This is a genomic window from Rathayibacter tritici (assembly GCF_001641005.1).
GTDB lineage: Bacteria > Actinomycetota > Actinomycetes > Actinomycetales > Microbacteriaceae > Rathayibacter > Rathayibacter tritici.
In genome coordinates, this window is record NZ_CP015515.1 from 1,655,030 (window position 1) to 1,670,759 (window position 15,730).

Sequence of the window (15,730 nt, forward strand, 5' to 3'; positions counted from 1 at the left end):
ACTATTTCTTCAGGGCGCGGATGATGCGGGCCAGGGCCTTGCCGGTGACCCAGACGAAGGGGATGCCGACAGCCAGAACCGAGATCACGTTGGGTTGGAACCGCAGGCCCAGGTCGTCCTTGATGTACGCGCCGATCGGGATGACCGTGGCGCCGCCGCCTCCGCCGCCGCCCTCCTGGCCGCCCTCGGATCCGCTGCCTCCGCCGAAGCCGAACCAGCGCAGAGCGACGGGGACGAGCGAGACACCGTCGACGGTGACGGGCTCGCCGTAGATCGTCGAGGTACCCGCGGTAGTGACGGTGTCGGCCAGGGAGACTGCGATGTTGGGCATGGTGCGACGGTACTCCGCGCCTCTCCGCGGCGACAAGCGGCCCGCCGGAGCGTACAGGACTCGCCCATGCATCCTCCGGGACCGGCTGACATGATCGTCTGATGCCCGCTCGCTCCCGCCGCCGCCCTGTGCGCTCGGTTGCGGTCGCGATCGCGAGCCTGGTCCTGGCGGCGTTCCTCGCCCTGCACCGGGTGCTGCCGGATCCGCTCGGCTGGCTGTCGGTGCTGGAAGTCGGGATCCCCTGGACGGGACTGCTCGTCCTGCTGCTCATCGCTGCCGGGGCGACTCTCCGCTCGCGGCGGACGGCGGCCGCCGTCACCGTGCTGGCGATGGTCTACGGCGTGCTGGTCCTGCCTGTCGCGCTGCCCGCGCCGCCGGTTCGCTCCGGGGTGTTCACCGTCATCAGCCAGAACATCAAGACGAGCCAGGACGCGGGTGAACTCGCCGCGTCTCTCGCCGCGCGCGATCCTGACGTGATCACCCTGCAGGAGCTCGACGGGGCAGCCGTGCGCGCCGTCGATGACGAGCTGGCCAACGAGTACCCCTACTCCTTCGTCTCGAGCACCGTCGGCGTCTGGAGCCGCACCGAGCTGACGGCTGAGGAGCCACTCGATCTCGGTCTCGGCTGGAAGCGTGCGCTGGCGGTCGATGTGGACACCCCGGTGGGCGGCACGCGCCTGTTCGTCGTGCACCTGGCATCGTTCCGGCCGGGTGAGCACGCGGAGCGGGACACGATGCTCTCGAACCTCGCCACAGTGCTCCGTGATGATGCGTCGGCGCGGACCCTGGTCATCGGCGACTTCAACACGCCGACCGACGATCATCTGCTCGCGCCCGTGCTCGCCGAGGCGGGACTGGTGCGCACCGGCGGAGTCGGCTTCCCGGCGACCTGGCCGTCGGTTCTGCCGCTGGTCTCGCTCGACCATGCCCTGGCCGACGGCGTTCCGGCCGCGACCCTGGCGGTCCTGCCGCCGAACGGCTCCGACCACCGGCCCATCAGTCTGACGATCGGTTCCGCGTAGCGAGCGTGTCGCTCAGGTCGATCCCCTTCGCCGACTCGGGGGCCCTGGGGGAGAGCAGCGAGGCGGGGCGGACGGCCGCGGAGCCGAAGCGGGCCGCCACACCGTCGACCGCGAGCTCAGCGTCGCGCCAGTCGTCGGAGTCGCTCCACAGCGAGAACGCGACGTCGTCGCCCTCAACAAGCTGCTCGCCGCGCACGCCGATCAGCCGCACGGGGCGGCGGAGCGGATTCGCCGCCTCCAGCAGTGCGGAGGACGCCTCGTAGAGGACCCGGGCGACGTCGGTCGCCTCGACGAGCGTGCGCGACCGGGTGAGGGTGCTGAAGTCGCCGAAGCGGACCTTGACCGCGACCGTGCGGCAGCGCACGCCGGAGCGGCGCATCCGCACCGCGACCTTGTCGCAGAGCCGCAGCAGTTCTCGCCGCACGAGCTCGGGGTCGGCCACATCGTCGGCGAAGGTGATCTCGTGGCCGGCGCTCTTCTCGATCTGACGGGTGTCGACCGGCCGCGGGTCCACGCCGTTCGCCAGGGCGTGCAGGCGGCGCCCGGTGGCCTCGCCGAGCGCCGAGACCAACGAGGTCAGCGGAGTGGAAGCGACGTCGGCCACGGTGCGCAGGCCCCGGCGCACGAGTGCCTCTTCGGTGCTGGCGCCGACCCCCCACAGGGCGCTCACGGGCAGCGGATCGAGGAACTCGCGGACCGCGTCGGCGGGGACGACGAGCAGGCCGTCGGGTTTGGAGCGGCCGGAGGCGAGCTTGGCGACGAACTTGGTACTGGCGATCCCGACGGAGCAGGTCAAACCCAACTCGTCGTGGACCCGGCGGCGGATCTCGGTGCCGATCGCGAACGGTGAGCCGGAGAGGCGGCGGGCACCCGCGACGTCGAGGAATGCCTCGTCGATGCTCAGACGCTCGACCAACGGTGTGAACGAGTCGAAAATCGCCATTACGCGGCGGGAGGCCTCGCGGTAGCGCTCCATGTGCGGCTCGAGGACCACGGCATGCGGGCAGCGGCGGAGGGCGACCGCCATCGGCATCGCGGAGTTGACGCCGTAGCGGCGGGCCTCGTAGGTGGCGGCGGTGACGACCGAGCGCGCGCCGTGGTGGCCGACGATGACCGGTCTTCCCCGCAGATCCGGCCGATCGAGCAGCTCGACGGAGGCGAAGAACGCGTCCATGTCGATGTGCAGGATGCTCGCGCGCGGGTCGTCGAAGGGCTCGGTCGTGACCTGCCGAGCCGTGCCGTCCTGCTTGCTCACACCGTGCCGTCCTGCTTGCTCACACCGTGCCGTCCTGCTCACCTGCACTCCGCCTCATGGTCGCACGCACCACCGACATTGCTGGCACGCCCGGAGCGGACTGCGCGGTCGGGGAAGGACTGCGCGGTCGGGGAAGGACTGCGCGGTCGGGGAATGAGCGCAGACCGCTCGTGGTTGACCCGAGCACCACGACGCTCCGGAGAGACCATGACGCACGAGCAGCCCGACTCCCCCACCGCCACTACGACGAGCACCAGCGCGGAGTTGGCCCGCTGGCTCGATCTGCAGGACCGCGCCCACCGCGCCTTCGAGCTCCGGCTCAGCGCAGTCCAGGACTGGTCCTCCCCCACGCCCGACAGCGAGTGGGATACGCGCGCGCTGGTGTTGCACGTCGTCCGCGAGCAGCAGCGCGCGCACACGCTCCTGTCCGGCGGCGACGAGTCGGCCCTCCGTCTCGAGCCCGTCGCGCCCGACCTGCGGAGCGAGTGGCGCCGCGTGACCGACAGCCTGCGCGCCGTCGCCCAGTCCGTCGATCCGGAGGCCACCGTGCAGCTGGGACGCGACACCGTCAGTGCCGTCGAGCTCCTGCAGGAGCAGACGGCCGACGTGACCGTGCACGCCTGGGACCTCGCCCGTGCGACCAGCAGTGACGAACGACTCGACGACGAACTCGTGGCGGCCGTCTGGGAGCTGTTCGCACCCCAGGAGGCGACTCTGCGAGCCAGCGGGCTCTACGCCGCACCCGTGCCCGTCGGCGCGGCCGCATCGCTGCAGAGCCGCCTGCTCGCGATCACCGGTCGCGACGACCGCCTGGCAGCCTGAGCACGCCGTCAAGGCCTGGGGCGCTCGGAGGAGGCCGCAGCAGGATGAGGGCGACCACGAACCCGGGGCGGCCCGCCCCGACGAGGAGAGGAACATCCATGACCCGTATTGCTGTCATCGGAGCCCACGGCAAGGTGGGGCAGCAGATCCTGCACCTGCTCTACGACGCCGGACATGAGTCGGTCGGAGTGATCCGCAACCCCGATCATGCGGAGGACATCATCCGCCTCGGCGGCGAGCCGCTCGTGCACGACCTCGAGGACACCACAGTCGAGGCTTTCGCCGAGGCGCTCGGCCAGGTTGACGGCATGGTCTTCACCGCCGGCGCGGGGCCCGACTCCGGCCCCGAGCGCAAGCGCACCGTCGACCTGGGGGCGTCCGTGCTCAGCCAGAAGGCCGCCGCGATCATCGGGGTTGCGCACTTCGTGCAGGTCAGCGCCATCGGCGTGGACGAGCCGCTGCCCGAGGACACCGAGGAGGGCTGGAAGGCCTACGTCGAGGCCAAGCGCGACGCCGACGCGGCGCTGCGCGACTCCGGACTCGACTACACGATCCTCCGCCCGGGCGGACTCACCGACGACGAGGGCACCGGCTCGATCACGCTCGGCACCTCCGTCGAGAAGGGCAGCATCCCTCGGGCGGACGTTGCGGCCACCGTGATCGCTGCGCTGGCCCAGCCGACCTCGATCGCCAAGACCTGGGAGATCGTCTCGGGTCCGACGCCGATCGAGGATGCTGTGGCGCAGGGAGTCTGAGCACCGGCACCGCCTTCTAGAGTGGGGCGGGTGAGCACCCACCCGCCCCGCCCCTGGACCCGCAGCTACGCTCCCGGCGTGCCGACGGAGCTCGAGCTCCCGACCGGCTCGCTCGTGGATATTGTCACCGAGTCGGCCGAGCGCTATCCGCAGCACGTCGCGCTCGAGTTCTTCGGCCGCTCGACCAGCTACTCCCAGCTCGCCGACGAGGTCGAACGGGCCGCCGAGGGCCTGCGCCGCCTGGGCGTGCGCGCGGGCGACCCGGTGGCCCTCATTCTGCCCAACTGCCCTCAGCACGTTGTCGCCTTCTACGCGATCCTCCGGCTCGGCGCCGTCGTCGTCGAGCACAATCCGCTGTACACGCCGCGCGAGCTCCGGCACCAGTTCGAGGACCACGGCGCTCGCGTCGTGATCGCCTGGACCCGCGTCGTCCCGACGGTGCACGATCTTCCCGCCGATCTCGGCATCGAGTCCGTCATCGCCGTCGACCTCACGCGGGCCATGCCCGCGCCACTGCGGGCGGCCCTGCGCCTCCCCCTGAAGAAGGCACGAGAGTCGCGATTCGCCCTCACGGGTCCGGCTCGGGGGGCGGTCGAGTGGGAGTCGCTGCTGCGCCGCCGGATCGACTCCGAGCACCCACGGCCGACGGCGGAGGACCTGGCGGTCATCCAGTACACGAGCGGCACGACCGGCACGCCCAAGGCCGCCGAGTTGACCCACGCGAACCTCACCGCGAACGCCGCCCAGTCGCGCGCCTGGGTGCCCACGGTTCGACGTGGCGATTGCGTCGTCTATGCGGTGCTGCCGATGTTCCACGCTTACGGCCTCACGCTCTGCCTCACCTTTGCGATGAGCATGGGCGCGCGACTGGTGCTGTTCCCCAAGTTCGACCCGGAGCTGGTGCTGAAGGTGGTGAAGAAGCACCCCGCCACGTTCCTCCCGGCTGTGCCGCCGATCGCGGAGCGCCTGGCGCGCAGCGCTCAGCAGAGCGGAGTCTCGCTCCACGGCATCGAGATCGCGATCTCCGGCGCGATGCCGCTGGATCCGGCTCTCGTCGAGTCGTTCGAGGCGCTCACGGGCGGGACGCTCGTCGAGGGCTACGGCCTCTCGGAGACCTCGCCGGTGCTGATGGCGAATCCCGTCGGGCCCACGCGGCGCGCCGGAACGGTCGGTCTTCCGCTGCCGGGCACGGACGTCCGAATTGTCGACCCGGACGACCCGGCCAGGGAGATGGCGGTCGGTGAGCAGGGCGAGCTGATCGTCCGTGGTCCGCAGGTGTTCCGCGGCTATTACCGCAAGCCCGAGGAGACGGCAGCGACCTTCACGAGCGACGGCTGGTTCCGCACCGGAGACATCGCAACGATCGACGAGGACGGCTTCGTGCGCATCGTCGACCGGCTCAAAGAACTCGTGATCACCGGCGGCTTCAACGTCTCGCCGTCCGAGGTGGAAGAGGTGCTGTTGCGTCTGCCCGAGATCAAGGAGGTGGCCGTGGTCGGTCTACCCGATCCCCGCAGCGGCGAATCCGTGGCGGCCGCCGTCGTGCTGGAGCCGGGTGCGCAGCTCGACGTCGGCGCGGCGCGGAAGGCCGTGCGCGAGGCGCTGACCGCCTACAAGGTGCCCAAGCGGATCACAGTGGTCGACGAGCTGCCGCGGAACATGATCGGCAAGGTCCTCCGCCGCCAGGTGAAGGCGATGCTGACCGACGGCGACTGAGCCCGGAATGAACCGAGGGCCCCGACCACTCCTTGTGGTCGGGGCCCTCGGTATCCGAGCTAGAAACCGAAGTCGCCGCCGAAGTCCCCGCCACCGAAATCCCCGCCACCGAAATCCGCGCCACCGAAATCCGCGCCACCGACGTCGCCGCCGGAGTCGCCCCAGCCACCATCGCCCGCGTCCGCTCCGGAACTGCCCGCGTCCGCTCCGCCATCGGCCGACGCGTCACCCGCGTCCTCGCCGCCCGCGTAGTCGCCGCCCGCGTCCGGGAGGAAGGCACCCGCGACGGCCGAGCCGATCGCGAAGCCGGCGATCGTGCCGAGCATCGAGGAGGCGAGGACGCCGCCGAAGCCCATGCCGCCACCACCGGCGAAGCGGCGCTCCATGAACCCGGGCTGGCGCAGCTCGCTCCGCGTCGCGGACTGGGCGAGCGTGCGGGGATCGTCGTCCTTCGGCGCGTCACCCACGGGCGCACCCTCGCTGAGTTCGCGGAACACCTGCTGACGCTGCTGGGGGGTCAGCTGCTCGAAGGCCTCGCGGTGCACCTGCTCGATCGCCTCGGGCGGCGCCGTGCGGAGGAGGTAGCGGTAGCGCTCGATCGCCCGCTCGTCGTCGCTGCGCGGGGAGGTCGCCGGCGGGGAACCGTACTCGGGCCTGCGGTCCGCAGCCTGGGGCGGGGCGTAGGTTGAGCGACGTGCGCTCTCGGGCTGCTCGTCGCGGCCCAGCAGTCGGTCCAGGAATCCCATGATCTCCTCCTCGGCGCCCGACGGGCGCACAGCGCCACGGTAGGCCTCCCACCGCTTCACAGGCTGAGCGTTCTCTCAGCGGTGGCTCGGAGCGAGAGGGCCCGGGTCACTTCTGCTTCGGAATGACCACCCACATCACGAGGTACGCGATGATCTGCGGCCCGGGGAGCAGGCACGAGAGCACGAACAGGAGCCGCACCAGGAAGGGGCTCCAGCCGAAACGGCGGGCGAGACCGGCACAGACGCCGGCGATGATCTTGCCCCGACGGGGGCGCACGAGAGTAGCCATGACTCCACTGTGTCGTAGGGCGGCTGAGCGGGGTATCCGGGAAACCCCCTAGTCGTGCGCGGGAGTTCCGTCGAGCTCCTCGGGGCGGGACGCTCCGATCGAGCGGGCGAAGGCAGCTGCTCGCTCAGCGTCGGCCTCTGGCCACACCACGCGGAAGCGCTCGAAGACGACATCGCCGATGCCGCCGGACGAGACGCGGGAGAAGAAGCGGCGGTGCCCGTCGAGCCAGTACTCGCGGGTGCGCTCGCCCTCGCCCTCGGCCCAGGCGAAGGCGTCGTCGACCGAGTCCAGCGGACCGATCCGCACCCCCTCGGTCACGAGGACCACCCGCGCGATCCCGCCGCCATCGCAGACGATCCAGTGCTCGCCCGCGGCGGGTGCGCCGTCTGCGGCGAGTGAGGCGGTGGCCGTCTTCACACCGCGCCGCACGAGGCCCAGCAACTCGTCGGCCATCGCGGTGCTGTCGCCGAAGGACTCGACAGGCGGGAGCTCCTCCTCGACGGCCGGATGCGCGGCGCGGTACTGCGCCCAGAGTCGAGTGGCCGAGTCCCCATCCGGTTGTGGCGGGGCCGTCAGTTCCGGGACGGCCGGGACGAGAGCGACGATATTCGCGCCGGCCAGAGCGGCGGGATCGTCTGGACGATTGTCGGGAGTGGTCACGGTCTCGAACGGCCAGTGCTGCTGCAACCAGCGGCGCGTGTAGGCGTCGAGCTCCTCCTCGAGCCGCGACCCGCGGACGGCGGGAACGACCCACCAGGAGGCCTCGGCGGAGTCGCCGCCACCGGGTCGCACGCTCACAGCGCCCACCGCGTCCGTGCGGTCCGGGCCGACGAGCAGGAACGCGTATGCCCGGCCGGCGCGCGCCTCCTCCTCGACCCGCAGGAGCCCGCGCACATCGTCACCGAGGGAGGCAGACGGGAGCGCGGCCGGGTCATCGGCGGGCAGCAGCGCGGCGAGCCAGGAGCGCTGCTCGCCGATCGCCTCGTGCAGGAGGTCCGCGTCGCTCGAGACCAGCGGGCGCAGGAGCGCGCCCGCCGGTAGCTCGAGCCGTGTGGGGACGGGTGCGTCGCCGGATCCACCGCTCATGACCGCACCTCCGCACCCACCGGTTCAGCCGGCCGCGCGCGCCAGGACGAGTTCGCGGACACGGGCCGCGTCGGCCTGGCCCTTCATCGCCTTCATGACGGCGCCGATCACGGCGCCAGCGGCCTGCACCTTGCCGTCGCGGATCTTCGCGAGCACGTCCGGCTGCGAGGCCAGCGCCGCGTCGATCGCCTCGATGAGCGCGCCGTCGTCCGACACGACCGCGAGTCCGCGGGCGTCGACGACCTCCTGCGGTGTGCCCTCCCCGGCGATGACGCCCTGGAGGACTTCCCGGGCGAGGCGGTCGGTCAGCGTACCGCTCTCGATCAGCCCGGCGAGCTCGGCGACGTGGGCGGGGGTGACGAGGGCGGCCGGGTCCTCGCCCGCCGCGTTCGCGAGCCGCGCGATCTCGCCGGTCCACCACTTGCGGGCAGCCTGCGCAGTCGCGCCGGCGGCGATGGTCTCGGTGATCTCCACCAGCAGGCCGCTGTTGGCGACGTCCTGGAACTCGAGATCGGTGAAGCCCCACTCGGTCTTCAGGCGGCGACGGCGCTCCGCGGGCTTCTCGGGGAGCGCGGCGCGCAGCTCCTCGATCAGCTCGTGGCTCGGCACGACGGGAAGCAGATCGGGTTCCGGGAAGTAGCGGTAGTCGTCGGCGTCGCTCTTAGGCCGACCCGCGGAGGTGCGTCCGGTGTCCTCGTGCCAGTGGCGCGTCTCCTGAGTGATCGTGCCGCCGGAGGCAAGGATCGCCGCCTGGCGCTGGATCTCGTAACGCACGGCACGCTCAACCGAGCGCAGGGAGTTCACGTTTTTGGTCTCGGTGCGGGTGCCGAGCTTCTCCTGGCCGATCGGGCGGAGCGAGACGTTCGCGTCGCAGCGGAGGTTGCCGCGCTCCATCTTGGCGTCGGAAATGCCCAGCGCGAGCACGATGTCACGGATGGTTGCGACGTAAGCCTTCGCGTACTCCGGCGCGCTCTTCCCGGCTCCGTAGATCGGCTTGGTGACGATCTCGACCAGCGGGACGCCCGCACGGTTGTAGTCGACGAGCGAGTACTCGGCGCCCTGGATGCGGCCGGTCGCGCCGCCGACGTGCGTGAGCTTGCCGGCGTCCTCCTCCATGTGCGCGCGCTCGATCGGGATCTGCACGAGCGAGCCGTCGCTCAGCTCGATCTCGACGGAGCCCTCGAACGCGATCGGCTCGTCGAACTGCGAGATCTGGTAGTTCTTCGCGAGATCGGGGTAGAAGTAGTTCTTCCGCGCGAACCGGCTGGACGGCGCGATCGAGCAGCCCAGAGCGAGGCCGAGGCTGATCGAGTACCGGACGGCCTGCTCGTTGACCACGGGCAGCGAGCCGGGGAGGCCGAGGTCGACGGGAGTGACATTCGTGTTGGGCTCGGAGCCGAACTCGTTGGGCGCGTCCGAGAACATCTTGGTCGTCGTGTTGAGTTCGACGTGCACCTCGAAGCCGAGCACCGGCTCGAAGGTCTCGAAGACCTCGTCGTAGTCCATCAGCTCGGGGGCGGACGTGTGCGCGGAGGCCATCAGACGGCACCTTCCTCGGTCGCGGAGAGCACGGAGTGGGTCAGGTCGGGTGCCTGAGCGAGTAGCGGGTGGCCCCACTTCTCCTCCAGCAGCGCCTCCAGCGCGGCGCCGACCGTGTAGAGGCGCACGTCCTCGCGAGCGGGAGCAAGGAACTGCACGCCCACGGGCAGGCCGTCCTCGTCGGCCAGACCGGCGGGCACGGAGATGCCGGGGATGCCGGCCAGGTTCGCCGGAATGGTCGCGATGTCACCGCGGTACATCGCCAGCGGGTCGTCGAGCTTCTCGCCGAGGCGGTAGGCGGTGGTCGGCGCGGTCGGCGAAGCGATGACGTCGACGCTCGCGAACGCGGCGTCGAAGTCGCGCTGCACCAGCGTCCGCACCTTCTGCGCGCTGCCGTAATAAGCGTCGTAGTAGCCGGCCGAGAGGGCGTAGGTGCCCAGGATGATCCGGCGCTTGACCTCGGGGCCGAAGCCCTGCTCCCGGGTCGCGGCCATCACCTGCTCGACGGTGCCGCCGCCCTCGGGAGTGACGCGCAGGCCGAAGCGCACCGAGTCGAACTTGGCGAGGTTGCTGGAGGCCTCGGCCGGAAGGATCAGGTAGTACGCGGCGACCGCGTGCTCGATGCTCGGGAGGCTGACCTCGACAACCTCGGCTCCCGCGCCCTGGAGAATCTCGAGAGCCTCATGGAATCGGGCCAGCACGCCGGGCTGGAAGCCCTCGCCGCCGTCGAGTTCCTTCACCACGCCGATCCGCAGGCCTGTCACGTCAGCGCGGCGGACGGCGTCGGCGAAGGAGGGCCAGGAGTCGCGGAGCGAGGTGGAGTCGCGCGGGTCGTGCCCGGCGATCACGTCGTGCAGCAGGGCGGAGTCGAGGACGGTCCGAGAGACCGGGCCGATCTGGTCGAGGCTCGAGGCGAGCGCGATCGCTCCGTACCGCGAGACGCCGCCGTAGGTCGGCTTCACGCCGACCGTGCCGGTGACGTGGGCGGGCTGACGGATCGAGCCGCCGGTGTCGGAGCCGAGGGCCAGTGGGACCTCGTAGCTCGCGACGGCCGCAGCGGATCCGCCACCGGAGCCGCCGGGGATGCGGTCGAGGTCCCACGGGTTGTGGGTGGGGCCATAGGCGGAACGCTCGGTCGTCGAGCCCATCGCGAACTCGTCCATGTTGGTCTTGCCGATCGGCACGAGTCCTGCCTCGCGGACCTTCCGCATCACCGTCGCGTCGTACGGCGGGCGCCAACCCTCGAGGATCCGAGAGCCGCTGGTGGTCGGCATGTCGTTCGTCACGATGACGTCCTTGACCGCGAGGGGCACGCCGGCGAGCGGGTGCAGCGCCTCGCCATCGGCGCGGCGGCGGTCGACGGCCTCGGCGGACGCAACGGCACCCTCGCGCGCGACGTGCAGGAAAGCGTGGACTGCTCCGTCGACCGCGTCGATGCGCTCGAGGTGGGCGCGAGTGGCCTCGACCGAGGAGACCGAGCCGTCGGCCAGTCTCTCGGACAGGGCAGAGGCGCTCAGGCGGACGAGCGCGTCGCCGTGCGCACTCACTGCTCCTCCCCCAGGATCGCGGAGACCTGGAAGCGGCTGCCGTCGTGCTCGGGCGCGCCGGAAAGGGCCTGCTCGAGCGTGAGGGTCTCGCCGACCACGTCGGGGCGGAAGACGTTCTGGAGCGGGATCGGGTGGCTGGTCGCCGGCACGTCCGGCGTGGCGACCGCCTGGACCGCGCGCACGGAGTCGACGATCTGGCCGAGCTCCCTGGTCAGGCTGCCGATCTCATCGGAAGTGAGGTCGATCCTGGCCAGCTGGGCCAGATGGGCGACCGTATCGGCCGTGATCTCGGACATGCGTCTCCGTCTGGTGATTCGGGGGGATTTCCGGCGGCCAGTCTACTCGGCCCGCCCGCGGCGACTCCGCCGCACCCCCTCGCGGTCACGGGCCGCCGAAGAGGCTCGCGCCGTGCGTCAGCAGGGCGTCGTAGGCGCCCTCGTCGGTGGTCGGTTGCTCCCCGCCGGGCTCGCCGTAGCGGGCGAGCAGCAGTCCCGTCAGTCCGACGGCGGGCGGGCTCAGCGGCTTGTCGCGGTTCGCGTGCGCCGGACTGGCGAGGGCCGCCTCGCGAACATTGCCGTTTTCTTCCTGCTCCACCGTTGCGTAGAAGTTGTCGTCCTCCTTCGTATCGAACGTCGCGTGGCCGAGCACATCGATCGTCCGCGTCATCGCGAGCGAGTAGTCGCACTGGACCGTTCCCCGGTACTGCCCTTCCGAGACAATTCGGACAGTGCGGAGCGTCGGCTCCTTAGACCGGGAGTTCATCACAAGAAGCACTGCGCGGCTCGCAACGTCGGAGATTCCCTCTCCGAAGATCGGCAACGGCACCGAACCGGTGCGCCACTTCTCTCTACGAGACGCAGGCAGACCCGCATGAGGCACGCCGTTGGTCGTCACCGTGCTCTCCGACAGCACGGGCAGGGCTTGATGTGAGGTGATGGAACCGTGCGAGCACCGCCGCCGTCTCGCGCTCGGCAGAAGAACCCGCGCCGCTCACCGCCGCCGGTCTCAGATATCGGGCGCGGTCGGTTCCTCTGTGCTCGCGGGGTCGGTGGCAGCGGCCGGGACAGGCGCGGTCTCAACGGCGGCGGCATCCGCGTCAGGAGCGCCCTCGGCCGCGGCCCCCGCCTCCGGCAGCGCGATGGCCGCCGGTCCCTCCGTCACGAGGAGGTGGAACTCGGCCGCGGTGATGATCCGCAGCCCCAGCGCCTCGGCCTTGCCGAGCTTGCTGCCCGCGCCGGGGCCGGCGGCGACGTAGTCGGTCTTCTTCGAGACGCTCGAGCCGGCCTTGCCGCCGGCGGCGAGGATCGCCTCCTGGGCGCCCTCGCGCGAGTACCCCTCGAGGCTGCCCGTCGCGACGACCGTGAGCCCGGCGAGCACTCCGCCCGCGGCGTCCGCGGCCCCGGGACCGGGGTGCCCCGGCGTGGCGAAACGTACGCCGGCCGCGGCCCACCGCTCGACGATCTCGACGTGCCAGCTGACCTCGAACCAAGCGATCAGGGCGTCGGCGATGATGCCGCCCACGCCGTCCACGGCGGCCAGCTCGTCCCGGCTCGCCCCGCGGATCGCGTCGAGCGACCCGAAGTAGCCGGCCAGCGCGCGCGCCGCGACCGGGCCGACATGGCGGATGCTGAGCGAGACCAGCAGGCGCCACAACTCCTTCGTCTTCGCCCGCTCGATGTTCTCGATCAGCCGGAGCGCGTTGGTCGAGGGCACCGCGACCTCGTCGCCCGCGAAGGCGTCGGCCGTCGGATCGAACGCGCCGTCTTTCGCCGGCTGTCGCCTCCGCTTGAACGGAGCGACCACCTTCGGATCGCCGTTCGCGTCGAGCTTCTGCAGCCCCGTCTCGGAGTCGCGCACGACGACCTCGATCGGGAAGAGATCGGCCACGGTGAGCTCGAAGAGGCCCGCCTCGGTCCGCAGCGGCGGCTCCGCGGGCACCAGCGGTTGGGTGAGGGCCGCCGCGCTGACTTCGCCGAGTGCCTCGATGTCGAGCGCGCCGCGGCTACCGATGTGCTCGACGCGGCCGCGGACCTGGGCGGGGCAGGACTCCGCATTGGGGCAGCGCAGATCGACGTCGCCCTCCTTCGCCGGAGCGAGGGTGGTGCCGCACTCGGGGCACTGGGTCGGCATCACGAACTCGCGCTCGCTGCCGTCGCGCAGCTCGACCACCGGCCCGAGCACCTCGGGGATGACGTCGCCCGCCTTGCGCAGCACGACGGTGTCCCCGATCAGCACGCCCTTCGCCTTCACCACGTCGGCGTTGTGCAGCGTCGCCTGGCGTACCTCCGACCCGGCAACCCTGACCTTGGTCATCTGCGCGAACGGAGTGGCGCGGCCGGTGCGCCCCACGCTCACGACGATGTCGAGGAGCGTCGTGTGCACCTCCTCGGGCGGGTACTTGTAGGCGATCGCCCAGCGCGGGGCCCGGCTGGTGGCGCCGAGCTCGCCGTGCAGCTCGAGCTCGTCCACCTTGACGACGACTCCGTCGAGCTCGTGCTCGACCGAGTGGCGCTCGCGGCCGTAGCGCTCGACGAAGGCGAGCACCTCCTCCACCGAGGCCGAGACGCGGTTGTGACCGCTGACCGGCAGTCCCCAGGAAGAGAGCAGCCCGTAGACCTCGGACTGGGTCGCGACCGGCGGGTCGGGCCAGGCGCCGATACCGTGTACGTAGAGCGCGAGCGAGTCGACGCGGGCCTGCCCGGCGCGCAGGTCGAGACCAGCCTTCTTATCAAGCTGCTGGCGGAGGCCGCCGCTCGCAGCGTTCCGCGGGTTGGCGAAGGTCGGGAAGCGGCGGAGAGCGCTGGTGCGCGCCTTCCCCTCGTCGAAGTCGCCTCGGGTGGCGGCGGGGCGGACGGCCCAGCGCGCCCGCGCCTCCCCGACCGCCTCCTCGCGCAGCGTCACCTGCAGCGCATTGAGCTCGGCAAAAGCGGCAACCGGGATGAAGACCTCGCCGCGGACCTCCACCAGCGCCGGGTGGCCCTCGCCCGCGAGCTGCTCCGGGATTCCCGCTACGCGGAGCGCATTCACGGTGACGTCCTCACCGATGCGGCCGTCACCTCGGGTGGCCGCCGTGACGAGGCGCCCCTGCTCGTAGTGCAGCGAGATGGCGAGCCCGTCGATCTTGAGCTCGGTGAGCCAGGCGATGGGTCGATCCGCTGAGGCGACCGTCTTCTCGCACCACTCGCGCAGCTCCTCGGCCGAGAACACGTTGTCGAGCGAGAGCATCCGCTCGGCGTGGTCGACCGGAGCGAGGCCCGGGCCGACGATGCCGCCGACGGTCTGCGTGGGCGAATCCGCGGTGGCCAGCTCGGGGTGCTCCTCCTCGAGCGCGGCAAGTTCGCGCACCAGCGCGTCGTACTCGGCGTCCGACAGCGACGACGAGTCGGCCGCGTAGTAGTCGTCGCTCGCCGAACGGAGGAGCGCCCGCAGCTCCTCGACGCGAGCGGCCGGCTCGAGCGCGCTCACCGAGGTACCGCGGCGTCGGCGGCCACCGTGCGGTCGATCGTGCACTGGCCCAGCACGCGGGTGCCGAGGTACACGACGGCCGTCTGGCCGGGGGCGACGCCGTCGAGTGGGGAGTCCGGAGTGATCACGAGTTCCACCCTGCCATCGACCTCCGACACCACCGCGGAGGCCGGAACCGGATCGGCGTGCGCCCGGATCTGCACGTCGCAGCTGAACGGCGTCGTCGCATCCTCCGGTGCCGCTCCAGCCCAGCTGAAACGCGCGCCGGCGATCTGCCCGATGCGCAGCGCCTCCCGCGGACCCACGACGACCTCGTTGGAGACGGGACGCACCTCCAACACGAAGCGGGGCCGGCCGTCAGGGGCCGGAACACCCAGGTGCAGCCCACGCCGCTGTCCGACCGTGTAGCCGTGCGCACCCTCGTGCGAGCCGACGACCGCTCCGTCGCGGTCCACGATCACCCCGGTCTCCGGTGCGACCCGCTCCGCGAGCCAGCCGCGGGTGTCGCCGTCGGGGATGAAGCAGATGTCGTAGCTGTCGGGCTTGCTCGCGACGCTGAGCCCGCGCTCCGCCGCCTCCGCGCGGACGATCGCCTTCGACGGGGTCGAGCCGAGCGGGAACATCGAGTGCCGCAGCTGCTGCTCGGTCAGCACGCCGAGGACGTAGGACTGGTCCTTCGCCTCGTCGCTCGCGCGGTGCAATTCGAGCGAGCCGTCTGCGGCAGTGCGGAGGGAGGCGTAGTGGCCGGTGCAGACGGCGTCGAAGCCGAGGTCGAGCGCCTTCTCGAGGAGTGCGGCGAACTTGATCCGCTCGTTGCAGCGCATGCAGGGGTTCGGGGTGCGTCCGGCCGAGTACTCGGCGACGAAGTCATCGACCACGTCGAGCGTGAAGCGCTCGGAGAAGTCCCACACATAGTAGGGAATGCCGAGGACGTTCGCGGCACGCTGCGCGTCCATCGAGTCCTCGATGGTGCAGCAGCCCCGGCTCCCGGTGCGCAACGTGCCGGGCATCCTGCTCAGGGCGAGGTGCACGCCGACCACGTCGTGTCCCGCCTCCACCGCGCGGGCCGCGGCCACCGCCGAGTCCACTCCACCACTCATCGCCGCGAGAACCTTCACCGTGCGAGTCTACGTTTCCCGCGGGGCGACCGTCACGAT

Annotated in this window: 15 protein-coding genes; 4 read left to right on the forward strand and 11 right to left on the reverse strand. The window is 71.3% G+C overall.

Annotation, left to right across the window (positions count from 1 at the left end; all coding sequences use genetic code 11):
* Position 1 precedes the first annotated feature (1 nt).
* Complete coding sequence (locus A6122_RS07540; protein WP_068253366.1) at positions 2-331, reverse strand: hypothetical protein; 330 nt, start codon at positions 329-331, stop codon at positions 2-4.
* Positions 332-432: 101 nt separating this feature from the next.
* On the opposite strand from A6122_RS07540, the gene A6122_RS07545 reads away from it, so the two are divergent.
* Positions 433-1,353 carry an endonuclease/exonuclease/phosphatase family protein gene (locus A6122_RS07545; protein ID WP_068253368.1) on the forward strand — a complete coding sequence of 307 codons (921 nt, stop codon included), beginning with the start codon at positions 433-435 and terminating at the stop codon, positions 1,351-1,353.
* Here the strand turns inward: A6122_RS07545 and dinB are convergent.
* Positions 1,328-2,608: a DNA polymerase IV gene (dinB, locus tag A6122_RS07550; protein WP_068253369.1), complete on the reverse strand. Its 1,281-nt coding sequence runs from the start codon at positions 2,606-2,608 to the stop codon at positions 1,328-1,330. The genes A6122_RS07545 and dinB overlap by 26 nt on opposite strands.
* A gap of 207 nt (positions 2,609-2,815) precedes the next feature.
* Between dinB and A6122_RS07555 the strand changes: the two genes are divergently transcribed.
* The 3 genes from A6122_RS07555 to A6122_RS07565 all read left to right on the forward strand — a co-directional run bounded on the left by A6122_RS07555 (position 2,816) and on the right by A6122_RS07565 (position 5,901).
* On the forward strand, positions 2,816-3,430 hold the full coding sequence (locus A6122_RS07555; protein WP_084415880.1) for a TIGR03086 family metal-binding protein: 615 nt from the start codon (positions 2,816-2,818) through the stop codon (positions 3,428-3,430).
* 98 nt (positions 3,431-3,528) lie between these two features.
* A complete protein-coding gene (locus tag A6122_RS07560; RefSeq protein ID WP_068253370.1) occupies positions 3,529-4,185 on the forward strand; it encodes an SDR family oxidoreductase in 657 nt (218 codons plus the stop codon).
* A gap of 30 nt (positions 4,186-4,215) precedes the next feature.
* Entirely contained in the window at positions 4,216-5,901 is a 1,686-nt protein-coding gene (locus tag A6122_RS07565; protein ID WP_068253372.1) for a long-chain-fatty-acid--CoA ligase, read from the forward strand.
* A gap of 59 nt (positions 5,902-5,960) precedes the next feature.
* Here the strand turns inward: A6122_RS07565 and A6122_RS07570 are convergent, their stop codons facing one another.
* The 9 genes from A6122_RS07570 to mnmA form a co-directional block, all read right to left on the reverse strand.
* A complete protein-coding gene (locus A6122_RS07570) occupies positions 5,961-6,707 on the reverse strand; it encodes a hypothetical protein (protein ID WP_308471017.1) in 747 nt (248 codons plus the stop codon).
* Positions 6,708-6,753: 46 nt separating this feature from the next.
* Positions 6,754-6,936 carry a PspC domain-containing protein gene (locus tag A6122_RS07575; protein ID WP_068253376.1) on the reverse strand — a complete coding sequence of 61 codons (183 nt, stop codon included), beginning with the start codon at positions 6,934-6,936 and terminating at the stop codon, positions 6,754-6,756.
* 48 nt (positions 6,937-6,984) lie between these two features.
* Positions 6,985-8,022, reverse strand: coding sequence for an ASCH domain-containing protein (locus A6122_RS07580; RefSeq protein ID WP_068253377.1), 1,038 nt, complete (start codon positions 8,020-8,022; stop codon positions 6,985-6,987).
* Positions 8,023-8,046: 24 nt separating this feature from the next.
* Positions 8,047-9,561 (reverse strand): Asp-tRNA(Asn)/Glu-tRNA(Gln) amidotransferase subunit GatB, encoded by a 1,515-nt coding sequence (gatB, locus tag A6122_RS07585; protein WP_068253384.1) that lies wholly within the window; start codon positions 9,559-9,561, stop codon positions 8,047-8,049.
* On the reverse strand, positions 9,561-11,108 hold the full coding sequence (gene gatA / locus A6122_RS07590) for an Asp-tRNA(Asn)/Glu-tRNA(Gln) amidotransferase subunit GatA (RefSeq protein ID WP_068253385.1): 1,548 nt from the start codon (positions 11,106-11,108) through the stop codon (positions 9,561-9,563). Before gatA ends, gatB begins: the two co-directional genes overlap by 1 nt.
* Positions 11,105-11,404: an Asp-tRNA(Asn)/Glu-tRNA(Gln) amidotransferase subunit GatC gene (gene gatC / locus A6122_RS07595; protein ID WP_068253386.1), complete on the reverse strand. Its 300-nt coding sequence runs from the start codon at positions 11,402-11,404 to the stop codon at positions 11,105-11,107. The genes gatA and gatC overlap by 4 nt, the downstream gene beginning before the upstream one ends.
* Before the next feature lie 85 nt (positions 11,405-11,489).
* Positions 11,490-11,774 (reverse strand): hypothetical protein, encoded by a 285-nt coding sequence (locus tag A6122_RS16465; RefSeq protein WP_146077252.1) that lies wholly within the window; start codon positions 11,772-11,774, stop codon positions 11,490-11,492.
* A gap of 339 nt (positions 11,775-12,113) precedes the next feature.
* Positions 12,114-14,573: an NAD-dependent DNA ligase LigA gene (ligA, locus tag A6122_RS07605; protein ID WP_084415881.1), complete on the reverse strand. Its 2,460-nt coding sequence runs from the start codon at positions 14,571-14,573 to the stop codon at positions 12,114-12,116.
* Complete coding sequence (gene mnmA / locus A6122_RS07610) at positions 14,570-15,691, reverse strand: tRNA 2-thiouridine(34) synthase MnmA (RefSeq protein WP_181137197.1); 1,122 nt, start codon at positions 15,689-15,691, stop codon at positions 14,570-14,572. The genes ligA and mnmA overlap by 4 nt, the downstream gene beginning before the upstream one ends.
* Positions 15,692-15,730: the final 39 nt, after the last annotated feature.